General features: G+C 57.5%; 22 protein-coding genes and 1 pseudogene. 13 read left to right on the top strand and 10 right to left on the bottom strand.

Going from position 1 to position 19,236, the window contains the following annotated elements; all coding sequences use genetic code 11:
- The first annotated feature begins 40 nt into the window (after window positions 1-40).
- The 4 genes from ACI94_RS03760 to hisB are packed head-to-tail and all read left to right on the top strand — an operon-like array spanning window position 41 to window position 3,465.
- A complete protein-coding gene (locus ACI94_RS03760) occupies window positions 41-1,243 on the top strand; it encodes a methionine adenosyltransferase (RefSeq protein ID WP_066955078.1) in 1,203 nt (400 codons plus the stop codon).
- Between the two features lie 30 nt (window positions 1,244-1,273).
- Window positions 1,274-2,173 carry an ATP phosphoribosyltransferase gene (gene hisG / locus ACI94_RS03755; RefSeq protein WP_066955075.1) on the top strand — a complete coding sequence of 300 codons (900 nt, stop codon included), beginning with the start codon at window positions 1,274-1,276 and terminating at the stop codon, window positions 2,171-2,173.
- A 4-nt stretch (window positions 2,174-2,177) separates the two neighbouring features.
- Complete coding sequence (gene hisA, locus ACI94_RS03750) at window positions 2,178-2,897, top strand: 1-(5-phosphoribosyl)-5-[(5-phosphoribosylamino)methylideneamino]imidazole-4-carboxamide isomerase (protein WP_066955073.1); 720 nt, start codon at window positions 2,178-2,180, stop codon at window positions 2,895-2,897.
- Window positions 2,884-3,465, top strand: coding sequence for an imidazoleglycerol-phosphate dehydratase HisB (gene hisB, locus ACI94_RS03745; RefSeq protein WP_066955070.1), 582 nt, complete (start codon window positions 2,884-2,886; stop codon window positions 3,463-3,465). The genes hisA and hisB overlap by 14 nt, the downstream gene beginning before the upstream one ends.
- A 378-nt stretch (window positions 3,466-3,843) precedes the next feature.
- On the opposite strand, the gene ACI94_RS03740 is transcribed toward hisB, so the two are convergent.
- From ACI94_RS03740 to ACI94_RS03730, 3 genes are all read right to left on the bottom strand, one after another.
- Entirely contained in the window at window positions 3,844-4,050 is a 207-nt protein-coding gene (locus ACI94_RS03740; protein ID WP_066955067.1) for a histone family protein, read from the bottom strand.
- A gap of 186 nt (window positions 4,051-4,236) precedes the next feature.
- Entirely contained in the window at window positions 4,237-4,998 is a 762-nt protein-coding gene (mtxX, locus tag ACI94_RS03735) for a methanogenesis marker protein Mmp4/MtxX (RefSeq protein ID WP_066955064.1), read from the bottom strand.
- The gene (locus ACI94_RS03730; protein ID WP_286681104.1) at window positions 4,989-5,999 is read right to left on the bottom strand and encodes a methanogenesis marker 2 protein; all 1,011 of its coding nucleotides are present in this window, start codon (window positions 5,997-5,999) and stop codon (window positions 4,989-4,991) included. Before ACI94_RS03730 ends, mtxX begins: the two co-directional genes overlap by 10 nt.
- Window positions 6,000-6,228: 229 nt before the next feature.
- Between ACI94_RS03730 and ACI94_RS03725 the strand changes: the two genes are divergently transcribed.
- Complete coding sequence (locus ACI94_RS03725) at window positions 6,229-7,593, top strand: replication factor C large subunit (protein ID WP_286681103.1); 1,365 nt, start codon at window positions 6,229-6,231, stop codon at window positions 7,591-7,593.
- On the opposite strand, the gene ACI94_RS03720 is transcribed toward ACI94_RS03725, so the two are convergent.
- Window positions 7,590-7,994: a UPF0146 family protein gene (locus ACI94_RS03720; RefSeq protein WP_066955053.1), complete on the bottom strand. Its 405-nt coding sequence runs from the start codon at window positions 7,992-7,994 to the stop codon at window positions 7,590-7,592. The genes ACI94_RS03725 and ACI94_RS03720 overlap by 4 nt on opposite strands.
- 17 nt (window positions 7,995-8,011) lie before the next feature.
- Between ACI94_RS03720 and ACI94_RS03715 the strand changes: the two genes are divergently transcribed.
- From ACI94_RS03715 to ACI94_RS03700, 4 genes are all read left to right on the top strand, one after another.
- Window positions 8,012-8,539: an archaemetzincin family Zn-dependent metalloprotease gene (locus ACI94_RS03715; RefSeq protein WP_066955051.1), complete on the top strand. Its 528-nt coding sequence runs from the start codon at window positions 8,012-8,014 to the stop codon at window positions 8,537-8,539.
- Window positions 8,540-8,674: 135 nt separating this feature from the next.
- The gene (locus ACI94_RS03710; RefSeq protein WP_066955048.1) at window positions 8,675-9,217 is read left to right on the top strand and encodes a universal stress protein; all 543 of its coding nucleotides are present in this window, start codon (window positions 8,675-8,677) and stop codon (window positions 9,215-9,217) included.
- Between the two features lie 11 nt (window positions 9,218-9,228).
- Window positions 9,229-10,551: an ArsB/NhaD family transporter gene (locus tag ACI94_RS03705; protein WP_286681102.1), complete on the top strand. Its 1,323-nt coding sequence runs from the start codon at window positions 9,229-9,231 to the stop codon at window positions 10,549-10,551.
- A gap of 5 nt (window positions 10,552-10,556) precedes the next feature.
- Window positions 10,557-11,006 carry a universal stress protein gene (locus ACI94_RS03700; RefSeq protein WP_066955042.1) on the top strand — a complete coding sequence of 150 codons (450 nt, stop codon included), beginning with the start codon at window positions 10,557-10,559 and terminating at the stop codon, window positions 11,004-11,006.
- 3 nt (window positions 11,007-11,009) lie between these two features.
- Here the strand turns inward: ACI94_RS03700 and budA are convergent.
- From budA to ACI94_RS03685, 3 genes and pseudogenes are all read right to left on the bottom strand, one after another.
- Window positions 11,010-11,659 (bottom strand): annotated as a pseudogene (gene budA / locus ACI94_RS03695) (acetolactate decarboxylase).
- A gap of 193 nt (window positions 11,660-11,852) precedes the next feature.
- Complete coding sequence (locus tag ACI94_RS03690) at window positions 11,853-12,275, bottom strand: nucleoside deaminase (protein WP_201784928.1); 423 nt, start codon at window positions 12,273-12,275, stop codon at window positions 11,853-11,855.
- Window positions 12,276-12,638: 363 nt separating this feature from the next.
- Window positions 12,639-13,181, bottom strand: a complete 543-nt coding sequence (locus tag ACI94_RS03685) for a HEAT repeat domain-containing protein (protein ID WP_273259246.1) — start codon at window positions 13,179-13,181, stop codon at window positions 12,639-12,641.
- A 105-nt stretch (window positions 13,182-13,286) separates the two neighbouring features.
- On the opposite strand from ACI94_RS03685, the gene ACI94_RS03680 reads away from it, so the two are divergent.
- A complete protein-coding gene (locus ACI94_RS03680; RefSeq protein WP_066955033.1) occupies window positions 13,287-13,712 on the top strand; it encodes a hypothetical protein in 426 nt (141 codons plus the stop codon).
- Window positions 13,713-13,972: 260 nt separating this feature from the next.
- Window positions 13,973-14,884, top strand: a complete 912-nt coding sequence (locus ACI94_RS03675) for an MEDS domain-containing protein (RefSeq protein ID WP_286681101.1) — start codon at window positions 13,973-13,975, stop codon at window positions 14,882-14,884.
- On the opposite strand, the gene nadC is transcribed toward ACI94_RS03675, so the two are convergent.
- The 3 genes from nadC to nadX are packed head-to-tail and all read right to left on the bottom strand — an operon-like array spanning window position 14,823 to window position 17,336.
- Complete coding sequence (gene nadC, locus ACI94_RS03670; RefSeq protein ID WP_273259247.1) at window positions 14,823-15,677, bottom strand: carboxylating nicotinate-nucleotide diphosphorylase; 855 nt, start codon at window positions 15,675-15,677, stop codon at window positions 14,823-14,825. The genes ACI94_RS03675 and nadC overlap by 62 nt on opposite strands.
- Window positions 15,678-15,681: 4 nt before the next feature.
- Window positions 15,682-16,575: a quinolinate synthase NadA gene (nadA, locus tag ACI94_RS03665; protein WP_066955023.1), complete on the bottom strand. Its 894-nt coding sequence runs from the start codon at window positions 16,573-16,575 to the stop codon at window positions 15,682-15,684.
- Window positions 16,576-16,577: 2 nt separating this feature from the next.
- Window positions 16,578-17,336, bottom strand: coding sequence for an aspartate dehydrogenase (nadX, locus tag ACI94_RS03660; protein WP_066955019.1), 759 nt, complete (start codon window positions 17,334-17,336; stop codon window positions 16,578-16,580).
- Window positions 17,337-17,444: 108 nt separating this feature from the next.
- On the opposite strand from nadX, the gene ACI94_RS03655 reads away from it, so the two are divergent.
- The gene (locus ACI94_RS03655; protein ID WP_273259250.1) at window positions 17,445-18,689 is read left to right on the top strand and encodes a tRNA (N(6)-L-threonylcarbamoyladenosine(37)-C(2))-methylthiotransferase; all 1,245 of its coding nucleotides are present in this window, start codon (window positions 17,445-17,447) and stop codon (window positions 18,687-18,689) included.
- A 43-nt stretch (window positions 18,690-18,732) separates the two neighbouring features.
- Window positions 18,733-19,173 carry a metal-dependent transcriptional regulator gene (locus ACI94_RS03650; protein WP_066955014.1) on the top strand — a complete coding sequence of 147 codons (441 nt, stop codon included), beginning with the start codon at window positions 18,733-18,735 and terminating at the stop codon, window positions 19,171-19,173.
- Window positions 19,174-19,236: the final 63 nt, after the last annotated feature.

Raw genomic sequence — 19,236 nt, 5'->3', positions numbered from 1 at the left:
GTCATTCCATATATAATACTTTAGAACTACGGTGGATTTGATGACCAGAAACATCTGCGTTGAAGGGCTTGACCAGATCCCGATCGAGAAGCAGCAAATTGAACTCGTGGAGAGGAAGTGCCTTGGACACCCCGATAGCCTTGCGGACGGCATTGCAGAGTCGATCAGCCGGGCGCTCAGCAAGGCATACCTGGAGGAATGCGGCAGCGTCCTGCACCACAACACCGATCAGGGCGAAGTCGTGGCAGGCGAGTCGCTCCCGAAGTTTGGCGGAGGCCTGATCACAAGGCCGATCTACTTCCTCATATCTGGTCGGGCGACCAAGACCTTCAACGGCGCAAACATCCCCGCGGACGCGATCGCCGTCGAGGCGGCACGCGACTACATCCAGAAGATCCTCCCAACCATCAATATGAACCGCGACGTCATCGTCGACTGCCGGATGGGTAAGGGGTCGACCGACCTGCAGGACGTCTTTAGGACCTGCGAGGGAAAGGTACCGCGGGCGAACGACACCTCCTTCGGTGTTGGATATGCGCCGTTTAGCGAGGCGGAGAGCATCGTTCGGGGAGTAGCCGCGTACATCGACGAAACACTCCGCCCAAGATACCCGGTCATCGGCCAGGACTGCAAGATCATGTGCCTGCGTGACGGCGATTCAATCACCCTCACGATCGCGATGGCATTTGTAGACCGCTACTGCTCAAGCCTCACGGAGTACATCGAGCAAAAGAACATCTTTACCGAGCAGATAGCCAATATCGCTCAGCAGTTTACCAAGAGATCCGTCAACGTCGCCATCAACACCGCTGACGACCTCGAGAACGGCAGTGTTTTCCTTACAGTCTCGGGCACTTCCGCCGAGATGGGCGACGATGGATCGGTTGGCCGCGGCAACCGCGCAAACGGACTGATCACACCAAACCGCCCCATGAGCATGGAGGCAACGAGCGGAAAGAACCCGATCAACCACATCGGCAAGATCTACAATCTTCTCGCAACGCAGATTGCACAGGACTGTGTAGCTGAGATCGACGGCATCGAGGAGATATATATCCGGCTCCTCTCACAGATCGGCTACCCGATCGACCAGCCGCACGTAGCAAGCGCTCAGATTCTCACAAAGCCCGGCGTGAAGATCGAGTCCATCAAGCCCGATGTTGAGGGTATCATCGATGAGTGGCTGGAGAGGACCACAACCATCACCGAGAAGGTTATCAAGGGAGAACTCTCCACCTTCTAATACTTTCTAACTTTTTGGAGTTCACAATCCATGAGTGACCCATCATCCCAAAGGCCTAAACCAGGGCCCGCTCTTGTTCGTCTCGTCATCCCTAACAAGGGAAGAATCGCCCAGCCCATCAACGAGTTGATCGAGAAGAGCGGTCTCCATCTGGTTGACGGAGGGGAGCGAAGACTCATCACACGGACTCGTGACCCGAACGTTGAGATCCTCTTTGCCCGGCCGATCGATATACCGGAGTACGTGGCAAACGGTGTTGCCGATATCGGCATTACCGGGAGGGATATGGTCATGGAACGGGGCTCAGTAGTCGAGCAGGTGCTCGACCTGCAGACCGGCAGGGCAACCCTCGTCGTCGCGGTGCCGGAAGAGTCCAGGATCGAGACCGTCGCCGACCTTGCGGGAGCGAAGGTGGCGACCGAGTTTCCGGGGATCACGCGCTCGTTCTTTGCGGAGCACGGGATTGATGTAACGATCGTGACGGTCGGGGGGGCATGCGAAGCGACGCCGCATCTAGGAATCGCCGACGCCATCGTCGATCTCTCCTCCTCAGGGACGACGCTTCGGACGAACCATCTTCGAGTCATTGAGGAGATTCTTACCTCCACGACGATCCTGATTGCAAACCCCATATCGCTTGCAGAAAAGAGGGAGAAGATCGACGAGATCGTTCTTGCTCTCGAGAGCGTCATCAGGGCGAAGGGTCAGTGTTATCTGATGATGAACGTCCATAGAAGCGCTCTTGCGGACGTTAGAGAGGTGCTGCCCGGCCTCTCCGGCCCTACGGTGATGGACGTTGCATCCGACGAGAACCTGGTCGCAGTTCACGCCGTCGTCAAAGAGGAGCGGGTATATCAGCTGATCAACCAGTTGAAGCGTGCGGGCGCAAAAGACATATTAGTCATGCCCATTGAACGGATCATACGCTGAGAGCATGGAGATCTATCCCGCAGTCGATATCCTGGATGGGCGATGCGTCCAGCTCGTGCAGGGGCGGCCGGAGGCAGCGACGGTATACGGGGAACCGGCCGCCTGGGCATACCGGTGGCTCGACGAGGGCGCGGACGGCATCCATATCGTCAATCTTGATGGCGCTTTCGGCCAGGCGCAGAAGAACGCCGACCTGATCCGATCCTTTATTAGAGAGACCAGCGCCTTCGTCGAACTCGGGGGCGGTATCAGGAGCGTCGAGGACGCCGCCGGATGGCTTGATACCGGCGTCGACCGGGTCATCCTCTCAACGCTGGCTGTCCGGGAGCCGGAGACGATCCGTACGCTCGCCGAAGAGTTCGGCAGCGAACGGATCATGGCCGGGATTGACGCCCGGGGGGGTGAGGTGATGATCGAGGGCTGGAAACGCCCGGCTGGCAGTTACCTAGCGTGGGCTGAGCGGTTCGAGAACCTCGGCGCCGGAGCGCTCCTCTACACAAATGTGGACGTGGAGGGGCTTCAGGGAGGAATCGCGGTTGCCCCGGTGGCGGACCTCCTTGCGAGAACAAAGGTCCCGGTCGTCGTCTCGGGCGGGATATCGAGTCCGGCGGATGTCCGTGCGCTCCGCGCGATCGGGGCGGCAGGTGCAGTCATCGGCTCGGCCCTCTATGCCGGTAAAGTGCGACTATCAGAACTTCTGGAGGCAGCAGATGAGGATAAGTGAGGTCCACCGGACCACGAAGGAGACCGATATCAGCCTCTCTCTCGACCTCGATGGCTCCGGAGCGGGGACGATCGAGACGGGGATACCGTTCTTTGACCACATGCTGAACTCTTTTGCCCGGCACGGCAGAATGGATCTCAGCATCCGGGCGATCGGGGACCTTGCGGTGGATGCCCACCACACTATTGAGGATATCGGGATTGTCCTTGGAATGGCACTTGCCGAAGCGGTCGGAGATGGACGCGGGATCACCCGGTTTGCCGATGCCGCCGTCCCGATGGACGAGGCGCTCGCCCGGGTGGCACTCGATGTAGGCGGGCGGGGATACCTCGTCTTCGAAGGAACGTTCTCGCCGGTGGGCCCGGGCGGCATCCCCGGCGACCTTATCGAGCATTTCTTCTACAGTCTCTGTAACCACGCCGGGATCACCGCGCACATCACGGTCACGGGCAGGAACGATCACCACATCTGCGAGGCGGCATTCAAGGCGTTTGGACGTGCATTACGGGCGGCCGTGGCGATCGATCCCTTGATAAGCGACGTCCCGAGCACCAAAGGGACACTTTAAACAAGCATCAAGCATACCAACTATTTTTCGGGGTCTCCCGGGAGCATACGGCAGCCATTGGCATCAGAGCGACGTAGCGGCTCATAGGGCACCTGTCACGACGGGATCGTTAATTACCATCCCTCAACTATAGCCCGGCTAGAATCGCCAGGAGATGGCTTTGTGTGGCATCCTGGTGGCGGTCGCACGTCTGACATTGGAAGAGACGAGCCAAGCCCCCTATGGCAACAAACGACGCGTGAACCAAAGGTGCAGGCGGAAGTTCGAGCACCGCAGGTGCATAAGTCCCCACGATCCAGTGCACCCCAGCAAAAACCCACAGAATAGAGAGACCAGAGAAGGGGGTTTGATCAACCCCCATAAAGAGGGATGATCGAGTTACGCGGATTTAACCGCAAGCTCGACGTCTTCTGCCTTGATCGTCTTGCGTCCGGCGTGCTGGGCAAGCCTGTTGGCTTCCTTGGTCAGCTCAGCGATATACGCCTCAGCCTTGGTAACCAGCGCAGCAGCAGCATCGCTGCCTACTCTCTCAGCACCATTCTTCTTTGCGATACGTACAACCGCAGCAATAGGTAGATCTGCCATAGTCAAATTCACCTCTAAAAAGAGGTGTACGAGTTAATATTTAAACGTTTCGGGATTATCTCAAAAATTTGCGTTCCTCTTTCCTATCGGAATTACATATGGGGAGTGCATCTTGATACCCGGCAGATAATTGAGGCAATTCAAATAAATGTGGATACAGCCTCCTTTAGCAAAATAAACGAATATCTACGATTTCTTAAATTCCGCCAAAGATTTTGCGAGCATTACTGCATTGGTATAATTTGCTGAGGCGCGCGACGTATCTACGAAAATATCATCGATATTTACCACCGGTGCACCATGCCCCGTCCCCGCTCCGAGGAACGTGAGCGTGCGAAAGATCAGGTTCCCCGATATCCCATCGGGAGCGAGAATCATCCCATACCGCCCCACCACATCCTCGATCAGGATCTCGGCATGCTCCGCACCGGTCAGGCGAGCGACAAGTTCAGCATCCGCCATGCTCCGGTCGACGGTCGGATGCCGCCCGACATCTCCGAGCCTTCCGCCCGAGAGGACCGCCACCTTCTCCGGGAGACCGAAATTTCGGGCAATAAGACGGCCACGCTCTACGAACCGCATCTTCTCTGTGACGGTCCAGCCCTCGTCGACTCCGACCGGGGCGAGGAGAAAGAGGCGCCCGTCGGCGGTCTCAAGAAGGGCAATCCGCTCCAGTTGATCGACGCCTGCGACTCGTTTGAGAGCCTTCAGGGTGGAGGACGCAGGCAGCGTGCCCCTGACGGCGGCGTCAATCCTGCCGTCGGTGAGAGCCGCAACAAGGGCCTCCTCTGGTTGCTCCGCCTCGATGACCTTCACAGCATCTCCGAACGAGCCAGCAGTCCCCGGCTGGGAAAAAAGAACGAGGTCGACCTCATGACCGACCGCCCTGACAGTTGAAAGGATGCTCTCTGTGGGGGATGCCGCTCCAAGCCCAACCGTTACCGGCATGCTCCACCTTCGGAGAAGATCCGCATGATACCCTCCTGGTCCAGATCAAAGACCTGTGTCTCACGGCCCAGGTACCTGACAGCCAGTCTTCGGCTTCCGTCGACCTTCCCGATTGGGGCCGCAGTGATGCCGACGTCGGCAAACCGATGGCAAACCTCCTCCACATTCTCCTCCTTCGCGGTCAGGATGAACCCCATACCCGGGTACATGCGCACCCACTGCTCGAAGGGCAGCTTGAGCGCGGCGAGATCCGGTCGGGGTATCGCCTCCAGGTCAATCACTGCACCCTTTTCGCTTACCTCAAGGAGCATACCGAGTGTCCCGATGACACCAGGGTTGCTGATGTCTTTTCCGGCCGTCACCAGATGCTCTCTCCCGAGATCCTCCATCAGCCGGATCTGGGCGCGGACCACTTCTGCGGACTTCATCGTGACCGAATCCCAATTGTAGCAGCATGAAGGGTGTATCCGGCCATCGAGGTCTATCGCCGCGATCACCCGGTCGCCCTCCTCCGCTGTATTCGAGAAGATGATCTGATCCATCCTGGCTGTTCCGAGGATCGCCACGTCCACAACGTTGTATGGTGTATCGGGGTGCAGATGCCCACCCACGATCGGAACGCCGAACTGCGCCGATGCCGTGACCATACCCCGGGTCACCTCATCGCGGATCCGGTCGTTCGTGACTGAGAGGATATCGACTATCGCAACAGGCCTCCCTCCCATGGCAGCGATATCGTGAACGTTCACGAGCACGGCACAATACCCAGCCCAGAGAGGGTCCGCTTCCATGAGTTTGCTCCAGATGCCGTCAGCCGCAAGCAGCAGTGCATCATCTGTATTATGCCTGATAACTGCAGCATCCTCACCAAACGAGGCGACGACATCGGGGCTCTCTATACGGAGGGAACGAATCACGTCTCCAATAACTTTCTTCCGGATAACGCCCTCATACTCTCTGACGGCCTGTGCTACCGTATCGGTGGAGCAATCCTTCACCACAGGAACACCAACACTCCACTTTTCTTTATGGTATTCTGCCTCATCAGAGATAATGTATTTGATTCCCCGGTATTATGCACACTGTTCCCGATGATGATCAGGGCGGCAGAGATCCGGGTCATCTCGTTTTGCAAGAAGAACCGCGGACTGTTGCCGCGCAGGGACGAGTCCAATCCACGTGTTCTGATACAGAGTTGAATTTTTGTTCCACCGCGACGAATAGATCAGCATGGACTGGGCGGAGAAGTACAGACCACAGCATCTCTCGGACATTGTGGGGAACTCGAGCGCCATCAGGCAGATGTACGAGTGGGCGCGGGACTGGTCGCGAGAGAAAAAACCGCTCGTCCTGTACGGAAAGCCCGGCATCGGCAAGACCTCGAGCGCTTATGCCCTTGCAAATGATATGAACTGGGAGGTGGTAGAACTGAACGCCTCCGACCAGCGAACAAAATCGGCGCTCGAGCGGGTGGCGGGGTCGGGATCTACAACAGCCAGCCTCTCCGGGGCGTCCCGTAAACTCATCCTGCTCGATGAAGCCGACAACCTGCATGGGCAGGCTGACCGGGGCGGGGCAAAGGCGATCATAGAGATCATCGCCGAGTCGAAGCAGCCAATGATTCTGATCGCAAACGATTACTACGCTCTCTCAAAAGAGCTCAAAGCAGCCACCGAACCCGTCCAATTCCGGGCTCTTCAGGCCCGCTCGATCGTACCCCGCCTCCACCATATCTGCGCTGCAGAGAACCTGGCATGCGACCCTGCCGCACTCGACGAGATTGCAAACCGCGCCAGCGGTGACATGCGGGCCGCTGTGAATATGCTCTACGCCGCAGCCATAGGTAAGGACAGCCTCACGATGGACGATCTCCAGACCTCCGCAAAGGATGAGCGCTCCACCATCTTCGAACTCATCGGGGAGGCATTCAAGGGTCGTAGAGATGCCGATCTGATTCGCATGGCTTTGGAGGTCGAGGATACCCCGGATACCATCGCACAGTGGCTCGAAGGGAATATCGATCAGATGCCCGATCTCGCTTCCCAGGCAAAGGGTTATGCTTACCTCTCAAGGGCCGACGAGTATATCGGCCGCACCTATCGGCGGCAATACTACACCCTCTGGCGATACGCGAGCGCTGTGATGCTCCTTGGCATCGCCGATGCTGCGGGAGGGCACGGAATCCATAGCCGCATCATGCCGCCGGCGCGCTGGCAGAAGATGGCATCATCCAGGAAGCAGAAGGCAATCAGAGCGGGTTTGACCAGGAAACTCAGCGAGATGATGCATATCCCGGAGAATCTCCTGCGCGAAGAGTTCTTCACCGCAATCAGCCTCCTCGTTGAGGCAGATCCCGCTGCTTACGTCCGCGAGTTCCAGCTGGATGCCGACGAGCTCGTCCTCTTCGTTCACGACAAAGCCCTGGCTACGAAGGTGGTCAAAGGTGTTGCAAAGGAGGAGAAGGATAAAGCCAAGAAGGCTTCCAGAAAAGAGAAGACCTTGAAAAAAGGGCAGAAGCCAAGAGACGATGATCCTCCCGACGAACCCGATGAGGTGCGGCAGGACCTACCCCCGGGCCAGGCAACGCTCTTCTAAGTTCGGCGGTGGTAGCGGTGAAGGAGAACGGGACCACAGTTCACGAGTTCTCCGCCGCCCTCATAAATCTCGCATCCCAGATGGTAAACCAGGAGATCGCTGTTGACCGATCTTGCAAGCGCGATCAGCGGCGGGATCATCTCCACACCGGGGCGGACGGCATAGATCACGTCCGCACCCGCATAAAGTTCACGTTTGGGCTCGAAGATGTCATCGGTCACAACGGGGAGGCCCTCGTGTCGGATATCGGATCGTATGTCGGTGCAGAGCATGAGGGCGCCGGCAGAAGCGACCATCCTTGCGGCCTCGGGATTATTCCCGATGCCCACTTCCACGGCCCGCCGGTAATGATCGGCAATATACTCCCCAATACATCGTTCAATACGTTTATACCGACACATTACCCAGAAATTAGGTAATGAGCATCAATATTCTTTGGGATCAGCAGGCACCAAGAGGTATCGAGCTCCCCGTCGCCCGGATGATCGAGATGATCCTCGGGCGAGAGACCAGACTCCTCGAACACCCGTTCCTCATCGATGGCTACAACAGGGACCGAGACCAGCACGATGCTCAAAAGATCCTTGATCGCCTGCAGGATACGTTCACCCGCAGGTATTCGATCAATGGCCCCCTGCTGCTTGTGACCTCCCGCGACCTCTACGTCACCGGGTGCGACTTCGTCTTCGGCCTTGCACGATCGGCAAGCAGTGTCGCGGTCGTCTCGACCGCCCGACTTGGTAATGAATACTACGGCAGAAGACCGGATGATGCCGATCTGATCGATCGGACAGCAAAAGAGGGAGCACACGAACTCGGGCACCTTCTTGGGCTTGGACACTGTGACAACCCCGAGTGTGTCATGTTCCGGCCGCGGACACTGGACGAACTGGACCGAAAGAGAAAGATGCTCTGCCCCGCCTGCAAGGAAGCCCTAGACTCGTGAGAAAGAAGGTGTCTATGTGCATCAAAGACACCAAAAACTCACGCTCCGAGTACTACCGGCGTTCAGAAGCGAGCGGCGGGGAAGGATAAAGGAAAGTATTAAACGAGGGTCTGGGAAACCTAGAAGTGAGTTAGTATGGGCTACTCTTCTTCCTTGATCCAGCGAAAGTTCAAAGATATTGTCGGGAGGCGCTACGAGGCAGTTCTCAAGGAATATGGCGAATTCCTGCTTACCGACGAGGAGATGATCATCCCGGAGGTCCGCTCCATCCTGATGCCGCTCGATCTCTTCGTCCAGGATATCACCGATGAAGCCATCGATGTCCTCTCCGCCTACGATGCCACCATCTCGCTCGCCTACATTACCGATGCCAGGGTTATCGAACTCATTGAAGAGACACTCGACCATGAATCGATGAAAGAGTTTCTGGCAAAGAAAGAAGAGGAGGGCCAGAAGTTGCTCAAGCAAATCGCAGCAAGACTTGAGGAACACGGTTTTTCAACACAGTCAAGGATGTTTGTCGGGCGTAAGGGTGATGATGTCGTCCGAATGGCAAGTAACTTTGATATGGTTGCGCTCTCCCGGCGCTATGCCCATGGTACGGAGACCGATCCCTCGATCAGCCCGACCGTCCTGCGCATCTGCCAGCGGGTAGAGATCCCTGCGTTCATCTACTGACGGGTGCCGAGATGGATACGGTTGCACTGATCGCGGTAGCGGTCTTTCTCTTCACCTACGCGCTCATCATCGACGAGCGGATCCACCGGGCGGTCGCCGCCATGCTCGGCGGCGCGATCGTCGTCTTCGTCGGGATCGTCCCCTGGGATGCACTTCTTCACCATATCGACTTCGGGACAATCTTTCTGCTCCTCGGGATGATGATCATCGTCAATACCGCCCGCGGCAGCGGTCTCTTTGAATATATTGCAATACGGACAGCAAAACTCGCTAAAGGCAGCCCGATCAAGGTTCTCGTCCTCTTTGCGGCCGTAACGGCGATCGTGAGCGCGTTTCTTGACAACGTCACCACTGTTCTTCTTCTCACCCCGATGCTCCTCTACATCGCGAGGGTGATGAACCTCAACCCCGTCCCGTTCCTGGTCACGGAGATCTTTGCCTCGAACATTGGCGGGGCGGCGACGCTCATCGGGGACCCGCCGAACATCATGATTGCATCCTCTGCAGGACTGACGTTCAACGAGTTCCTGATCCACCTTGGGCCCATCATGGTCATCGATATGGTCATCCTCATCGGGTTGATGTACGCCATCTATGGTCGGTCCATGAAGGTGAACCCCAGTGAGCGCCAGGAGATGATCAGGGTACTTGAGGGACTTGACGAACGGGCGGCTATCGTCGACCGGTCCCTCTTCAACAAGTCGGTGGCCGTGATCGCCTTCGTGGTTCTCCTCTTCTTTGTCCACGACCGAATCGGGGAGATCCTGCATATTGTACTGCCGTTCGTCGACCCGGCGATGGGGCTTGAACCCGCAGAGGTGGCCCTTATCGGGGCGGCGATCCTCCTCTTCTGGAGCCGGCAGTCGCCTGAGGAGATCTTTGAGAAAGTCGAGTGGCCCGCCCTCATCTTCTTCGGCGGACTCTTCGTCATCGTCGGCGCCCTCGTCGAGACCGGCGTCATATCGAGCATCGCCGCGATCATGATCGAGAACGTCGACTCGACCGGGGAGGCGATGTTCATAGTGACCTGGTTTGCGGCCATCGCCTCGGCAATCGTGGACAACATCCCCCTGACCGCGGCGATGATCCCGCTCATCCACGACCTCGGATCGACGATGGACATCTACCCGCTCTGGTGGTCGCTTGCCCTCGGTGCGTGCCTTGGCGGCAACGGCACCGCCATTGGAGCATCGGCAAACGTCGTCGTCATCGGTATCGCCGAGCGGGAAGGGATCGGCATCACGTTCATTGACTTCCTCAAAGTTGGAATGCTCGTGCTCTTCCTGACGGTAGCGGTAGGGTTTGGAATACTCTGGTTGAAATTTGTGGTGTGAATAGTATGAAGATACTCGTGCTCATCGATGGGTCAAAGTGGAGCCAGAAAGCGGCTCTCCACGCGATCAAACTGGCAAAGCGGAAGAATGCCGAGGTCGTCCTCTTCTCAGTCCTGGATATCGCTGAGGCCAAAGCGATGGCGTTCAACTTCTGCACGCAAAGCGGTATCTGCGAGATGTTGAAGGATTATGAGGGCCGGATCTGGAACGATATGAAGAAGAGCATCGCGGACGATCAGAACAACATCCTCACACGATACCGGGGGGAGAAGATCCTCTGTTCGGGAAAGATTGTCGAGGGCAATATCCGGGATGAGGTCATCAAGGAGGCAAACTCCGGCGGATACGGTCTGGTCGTGATGGGCGCTTTCGGTCGGAGCGGAAAGAACCGGATCAGCGCCCTGCTCGAACAGATCGGCGGCGCGGTCAAGCCGCCGCTGCTCGTCGTCAGATAACCCTCATTTTTTGACAGACTCCACCTGTTTGAGATCATCTGTGAGGTCTTCGGATAGGTCAACCGTCCAGAAGTCTCCGCTCGCCGGAAGCCTCATGGTGAAACTCGTCGTAGTGTCGACCGAAACGATGCTGCCAGCGGGCACAACGATCTCAAGCAGGTGCCCACCGGCGGTGCGGTCGGCGGTGATGAAGTGGAGATGGTAGCCGGGAACGTTGATACCCTCTGCGAACCTGGGTGCCCAGAACCCGACGGCGGTTCCGGTGACGTTCTCTAAGGTAAAGACCGTCTGGTTTGCCGTCACGTCCGCCAGCCGCGGGTAGGGCTTATCCTGGGCGGGCACGCTCCGGGTTACCGCCCGCGGGAAGGTGCCGTCCATCCGGATCGCATAAAAGAGGTTCTTTGAGGGGAGCTCCGCCTCCAGGCAGCGCCCGAGACTGGTGAGGTTCATCGGCTCGCTGGTAACGAGAAAGAGATCCGGGTTAAAGAACGTCGTCGCTGCAAACGGCGTCGTCGCGTTCCCGGCGACAGGGTAGGCCCGTCCATCGACCCGTATCAGATACCACTCGCCGTCCACCCCAACGAGTTCCCCGTCGAGCCGATCGCGCACCCGATCCCGAGGTCCCCATAGGTTGCGAGTTCGTCGTAGGTCATGCTCCCGTCATACACGCCCTGCAGGAGCGCATCGATCGTCGAGACCTGAAAGAGCCTCTCACGGTCGATCTCGTCATCGGGCCCGGCAAAGATTGGTGCGATCATAAGGGTGATGCAGACCCCGGCAAAGAATGAGATGGCAAGAGCAGCAGCGCCATAATAAAATAATGTCCGTTTATTCATGTAAAACCGCTCATAATAGCCCGATATCCTCATACCAGAGGTCGGGATGAGCCTCGATGAACGCATGCATCATCGTCTTGCAGACATCAAGATCCAGATCGAGCACCTCAACCCCATGGGACTCAAGAAACTCCCGTGCTCCCGGGAAGTTCTCCGACTCCCCCGCCACGACCTTCCCAATCCCGAACTGGACAACCGCTCCCGCACAGAGATAGCAGGGCATCAGCGTGGAGTAGAGGGTGCAGTCCGAGTAGTTCAGGATCCTCCCGGCGTTTCTCAGACAGTCGATCTCGGCGTGGAGGAGGGGGTCGTTACACTGGACACGCCGGTTCCGGCCCCGCCCTATGATCCGACCATCGCGGACCAGCACCGCCCCTATAGGGATCCCGCCTTCTCTCAGCCCCGCCTCTGCCTCCTCAATGGCACACTTCATGAATAGATCCAACTCACCACACCACCCTGGCGCCTAATTCAGTATATAACCTGATCGCAACGGCCAAATAAGTAAATGAGGTTGTTCCAAGATTATAAACCCATAGGAGTCGAGAGTGGTGCACCCAAAGATCAGGAGTCGGTATGACTCCCGCAAGAAGAAATGCATCCAGGATGGAACGGTGCAACGAAATCCGCACCGCGCAAGGCTCCAAGAACCGGAACTTCGGTGAGATGCTTCATGCAACCTATGGCATAACCAGTATCGAGGAGCGGTAACACGATCCCCGGCAGGGGGCTTTGCTGGCCATAAACAGATCGTCTCTCCCGTAACGAGCAAGGCCCCAAAGAGGGCAGCATCCTGTCAGATGGTTGGGATCTCTCGCTCGGTTACAATCTCATCAAGCGCCTCCCGGGCAGCAAGCCTGACCTCGCGGTCGGCGTCGCCGAGAAGGTTGACCAGGGGTCCCCTGGCACGCAGATTTCCTATCCGCCCGAGCGCCCATGCAGCCATCTTCCGGACTCGCGGCTTTGGATCGTTGAGCACCCGGATCAGCGGCTCGACCGCCCGGGGGTCGCCGATATTCCCGAGCGCCCACGCTGCACCCGCCCGAACCCAGGGGCTCTCATCCGCAAGGCAATCTATCAGCGGGAGAACGGCTTCGCGTCCATCGAGATGCCCGAGTGCCTTCGCCGCCTTCCACCGAACATCGACATACTCGTCATCCAGCGCCTGGATCAGGGGCTGCACCGCACGACTATCGCCCAACTCACCAAGCGCATCAGCAGCTCGCCATCGGTCGTTGAGATTCTCGGACTCCAGCATCGAGAGGTACCGATGAAGCCTCTTCTCCCTGTTGAGGCTTCCTATCTCTCCTCCAGTTACTGACGAACCCTCTCCCACCATAGGCCATCTTGCGCTCACTTGGGCCGCCCAAGTATAAGGTTTTGCCCCGGAGAAGTATGCCTCTCATGAGGTGCATTTTTCTACTTTCCCTGCCTTCACCATAGTATGGAGAGTTCGACCGGTAAACCGGAGGGCACAGCATTCCCAAAGGACCTGGAAAGCATCGGCATCGTTCCCGGAGCGAAGATTGATATCAGAGACCTTGACACGCTGAGTAAGCAGCGTAACTTCCATGTCTACCTTTACTTCGAGGAAGACCTGGCCCGGGACTCCACACTCCCAAAAGACCTGCAGGAGTATAGCGACGTCCCCGACCTTGAGCGCCCGTTCATCAGACTGGATGCGTTCCTCCGGTTCGCCACCGAGTCGGACCCTTACTTTGTCCAGCGCCTGAACGAACTTCCGCTGGTCATCGAGGTCATCGCCTACGGGGAACTCAACATACGGGAAGGGAGATCCATCCCATACATAAAAGGAGTGATGCCGTTCCTGGACGAACTCACGATGGAGGATACGCCGGGCGTATCCTGATCCCCCTGTCGCTTGATCCGCAGGCACCTTAAGGACATCCAGATGAAGGAAGGTGCCTGATCGACATTTTAACGCCGCTCTGGCCCGAGAAGGAGCGGTTCTACATTATATAAAGATCGGAAGCATATTTTAGTGCGAGATCGAAAACCCTATGCCATAATTATCTCAAAACTACAGTCCACTCACTCAAGCAGACAGGATGTAGTGCACCCCGATCCCCCGGAAAGGGATCTTAATTATTGTATAGGAATGTTGCCACAGTGACAGAGAGTTATTGCCCAACGGACCTACCAGAAATATCCTGGGGTACGCATGCCTGCCTCTTCTACCAGAACCAGCATGAGATCGTCAAGACTCTGGTGCCCTATGTCCAGAGTGGATTGGATCAGGACGCATATTGTCTCTGTATCGCGACAGAGCCTCTGCCGGTCGACTCATTAAGGAAGGCCCTTGCAAGGAGGATTAAAGACCTGGACCGACGCCTGAGGCGAGGAGAGATCGAGATCCTGGATATCCACGATTGGTATTTACGGGGCGGCAAATTCTCGTGCTCTACAGCGTTGGAGAACTATCTCCAGAAAGGCCTCGACGCCCAGGAGAGGGGCTACGAAGGCATGTTCATTACAGGTATCCTCTCCTGGCTGACAGAAGCAGAATGGGATGCCTTCATGAATTACGAGACGTCGGTTAACCGGACAATAGGTGATTGCCGGATAGCTGCCCTCTGTGATTATTCGCTTGAGACCTGCGGGCCATGCGAACTGTTGGAAGTCGCTTCCAGGCACCAGGTGGTTATCATCCGGCGGGACGACGGATGGCAGCAGATCAGCATGCAGGATGAACCGGCATCCTTTATAGAACAAAGCGTTATTGACCAGCTTGAGACGAACATCGGGCAATTCGCAACCCTTGCCGACCGAATCCGCCATCCCCTTCAGATGCTCATGGCGATAGCCGACCTACATGAGAGTGAACACTCTGAGACGATCCGCAAGCAGGTCCAGAGCATCAATGCAGTCGTCCGGCAGCTCGACGCCGGCTGGGCCGATACGAGGGTGGTCAGGGAGTATCTCCTGAACCACGATCTCGCGAGGAGCCATCCGGGATCAGTCAGGGGAGCCGGATCGTGCCTGCACCCTTCAGGATATCCAGACTCACATCAAAATTCCTGACCGTATGGGTGAGGGCGCCCATGCTGATGATGTCGATCCCGGTCATGGCATACCTGGCAAGGTCAGCGGCAGAAACCCCTCCGGAAACCTCGAGGATCACCCGTTCCCGAAGACCCCGCTCTTTGAGTGTACGGACTGCCTCCTCGACCGCATCCGGCCCCATATTGTCGAGCAGGATGATGTCGGCTCCGGCATTGGCGGCCGTGACCGCATCCTCAGCCGTCTCGACCTCCACCTCGACGGCACGGTAGAGACTCTTTTCTTTCGCTCTTCGAACTGCTTCCGGCAATGGCACCAGCGCGAGGTGATTATCCTTGATCAGGATCATGTCCGAGAGCGTGTAGCGGTGTGGGTCTCCCCCGCCAAGAACCACCGCCTTCTTGTCCAGCAACCGCAGCCCCGGTGCCGTCTTTCGGGTCGCTGCAACCCGCACGGTAGGCGAGACTGCTCTGACCGCATCGACCGCTTCACGGGTCCGGGTCGCTATCCCGCTCATGCGCCCGATGATATTGAGCGCTGTCCGCTCAACAAGAAGGATCGCCCTCGCAGGACCGTCGAGTTCGAGAAGGGTGGTCCCCGGCCTGACCGGCCGACCGTCGGCTGAGCGTGCTCGAACCGTGACCCCAAAATGCTCAAAAAGCGCCCGTGCCTCCGCAAGACCGGCGATGATTCCTGAATCCTTCGCCTGAATAACTGCCCGGCAGGTTACCTCGGGAACAACCGCATCGGAAGTGACGTCGCCCCACGGTGCGTCTTCTTGAATAAACCTGAGGAGATCTTCGATCGGGATCACAGGCTCACCTCCCGACAGCAAGCATCCGTTCGATGGCTCGCCGTGCCCGGTCCATGACCTCAAGCGGCAGGACGACCTCGTGCTCCTCGTGCTCGAGTGCTCTACGAAGGTCAGCGAGGGTTATCTTCTTCATATCCGCGCATACTGCCTCCGGTTTCTCGTAAAAGACCCTTCCCGGGTAGAGCATCCGGAGGCGGGCGACCAGCTCACGCTCGGTGAAGACCGACCAGGGCTCATCCGTACCTGCAGCGTTCCGGAGCATGCCCCCGGTGGACGCAATCAGGTCGGCCTGCTCCAGGACCTCCGGCGGGCATTCGGGATGACAGACGATCATACCGCCTTTCTTTCGTGCCGCCTCAACGTCGGCAAGGGTGAATCCGGCATGGACATAGCAGTGGCCATAGGGCGGTACCGGAATGATAGTCTTTTCGGGAACTTCCCGCTGAACGTACGCTGCAAGGTTTGCATCCGGCCCAAAGAGGATTGTATCATTCGGTAGCGATCGAACGACGCTGACTGCGTTTGCAGAAGTACAGGTGATGTCGGCAAGTGCCTTGACCTCTGCCGTGCTGTTGACGTAGACTACAACGGCCGCATCAGGATACCGCTCTTTTGCCTCCAGGAGAAGATCCGGGGTCAGGAAATCGGCGAGAGGGCATCCCGCATCCTTAATTGGCATGATCACTTTCCGTTCAGGGTTGAGGATCTTCGCCGTCTCGGCCATAAACCGGACACCGCAGACGACGAGCAACTCCGCACGGGTCTCCTTCGCTTTCACTGCAAGCTCGAGGCTATCGCCCACCACATCGCCGAGTGCCTGAATAGCTACGGGCTGGTAGTTGTGCACCAAGACGACGGCATTCTTCGCAGATTTGAGAGCACGGATCTCCGTCTCCATTGTTACGTACCCACCACCAGAGGGTTCTCGAGGTTCTTTAGGAGCGTCAGGATGGAGAGGGCAGCCATATAACTTGTTGCAGGGTTATCGGGGCTCGGGACGTTCCTGACCCGGACATAAATATCCCCGAAGTCGCCCTCGACGAATATCTCATGAGTGTTCCTCTCTGCCTCGGGGTCAACCCAGAGTTCCACATCGGCATCCCTGCCGGCAGCGAGTCCCAACGCTACTGCGACATTGATGTTTTTCGGGTATTGCCTAATACAGTCGTGCGCCAGGCCCTTAAATATCTCCATCCGCCTCGTAGCCGACATCCCAAGCGACGAAGGCGGTTTTGTCGTTCGCAGGAGGAGTTTTGTCGGAGGTGAAACCTGGCCTATCTTGAGGTTATCAAGCCCGAGGATTGCGCCGCTCGGGATCCGGATCTTCCTTCCCGCCTCTCGCGCAACCCCGACGAGATGATCACGGAACTCCGCATCCGCAAGGGCTCCGCTTGAGAGAAGGATGATATCTCGCCCGGAACGGAGGACCTTTTCCGCGTAGTTCCTGACAGCGTCGACGGAGGCGGCTTCCACAACGATCGAGAAGTCCTCTCGCATGAAGGCGTCAAAGTCCGTATAGGGGCGGGCGTGACAGAGTGCCGCTAACCTTTCCGCCCGCTCAGGAATAATATCGAAGACCGCAACAACCTGGATGCTCTCAGCGTGCGTGGCGATGATATGTCCAACGTTGCCGCATCCCAGCAACCCTATTTTAATCATCAAATAAAGAAATTGTAATATCAGCGGTTAAGTATTGTGCTCCACGCAGAAAAAAACGCATCCTACGACGGCGAATAGACCCGTCGCTGAATACGCGCAGGGGAGTCGATGGTCATTACCCTGGATAACTTACAAGGAAAGAAGGTTTACATCGAGAGTTATGGGTGCACCTACAATCACGCCGACACCCGGAGGCTTGAAGCGATACTGGAAGGTCTCGGCTGCCAATTGACCGGGCCGGACGAGGCGGACGCTGTGATCATAAACACCTGCACGGTGATTGGTGCAACGGAACGTAAGATTCTCCGACGCCTTGCGGCGTTCGCCGACCGGGACCTCTATGTGACCGGGTGCATGCCGCTTGTCCAGGAGGAGTTGATACGATCGGTCTGCACCCCACAGATCATACACCCGGACGAAATCCACAGGCTCTCCAGCGGCGTGGGAACCCGTAGTCCTGGAGCTGTCGGTGTGGTGCAGGTGGCAAGCGGATGCGTCGGCCGGTGCAGTTACTGCGTCACGCGACTTGCGCGAGGACGGTTGAAGAGCGCGCCGCCCGACGAGATCATCAATGCCGTCCGAAACCTTGCCGCATCGGGGGCCTACGAGATCCAGCTGACCGGACAGGACGTGGCTGCCTGGGGACTCGACCGGGGCGAGTCCCTCCCAGATCTTTTGAGGGCGATCTCAGAAGTCCCCGGACGGTTCGCTCTCCGGCTGGGGATGATGCACCCCGCCTCGGTTCTTCGGATCCTCGATCCCCTGGTTGATGCCTATGGGAGCGAGAAGGTCTTTCGGTTTCTCCACCTCCCTGTCCAGTCAGGCTCAGATACAGTTCTAGAGCGGATGCAACGCGGGTACCGTGCGGCGGATGTTTTGACGATCGTCGATACGTTCCGGGAACGCTACCCGGATATGATGATCTCATCGGACTTCATCACCGGCTTCCCCGGAGAGACGGAGGCGGAGTTCCAGGAAACGCTCGAACACCTCCAACGCGCAGCATTTGTGAAGGTGAACATCACCCGCTATTCCCGGCGACCCGGCACACCCGCCGCAGCCTTGAAAGACCTCCCCGAGCGGGTGCGGAAAGTCCGGTCCCGGGCGCTCCTTCGTGAGGCGGACCGGATCTACGACCAGTACAACGAAACCTGGATTGGAAGAGAGACTCCAATCGTTGCAACAGAGAAGAACGCACCCGGATCGACCGTCTGCCGGAACCCGTGCTACCTCAACGTTGTCATCAAAGAGGATCTGCCGTTCGGATTCTCCGGCCGGGCGGTGATCACGGAGAACCACCGGCACTATGTCATCGGGGAGTTGGTCCCGGGCGATGATCGGGGCGAAGTTTAGCCCCACCGAAACTTTTTCTACCGGTGAAGCGCACTGATACCTCATGCAGGAGATCACCGGGCACGAGCTCTCTGCGAAAAAGGCAGAATATCTCAAATACATCCATATGCAGGGCGGCACCGCGAAAACGAGCGAGATCGCCACACATTTCTCGGTCGCGCCCTCGACGGTGACAAAGGCGCTCACGGAGATTGCAAAAGCAGGATACCTCGAGCACTCACCATATCACGGGGTGAAACTCACTCCCCGCGGTGGCGACTACGCCCGGTTTCTGATCCGGCGTCATCGGATCGTCGCCCTGGTGCTCAGCCGGCACGGTCTTGAGCCAGACGAGGCATGCAGGGAGGCGAAAAAGATAGAGCAGTATTTCTCAAAAGACCTCACCGACCGAATGTGCACCTCGCTCGGACATCCGATGATGAGCGTCTGCGGCGAGATCGAGCACGATCACTGCTGCTGCCCTTCAAGTGATGGCCGGCGGTGAGAGCAGAACGTATGTATTCCTGTGCAGAAAAATTTAGACCTCTACCAAATTTAGAGGAAAAGC

It is taken from the genome of Methanoculleus sp. DTU007, from assembly GCF_001512385.1.
In the GTDB taxonomy this organism is placed as follows: Archaea; Halobacteriota; Methanomicrobia; order Methanomicrobiales; family Methanoculleaceae; genus Methanoculleus; species Methanoculleus thermophilus.
The sequence above is the reverse complement of the archived record's forward strand: the minus strand, read 5'-3'. Positions and strand labels throughout refer to the sequence as shown.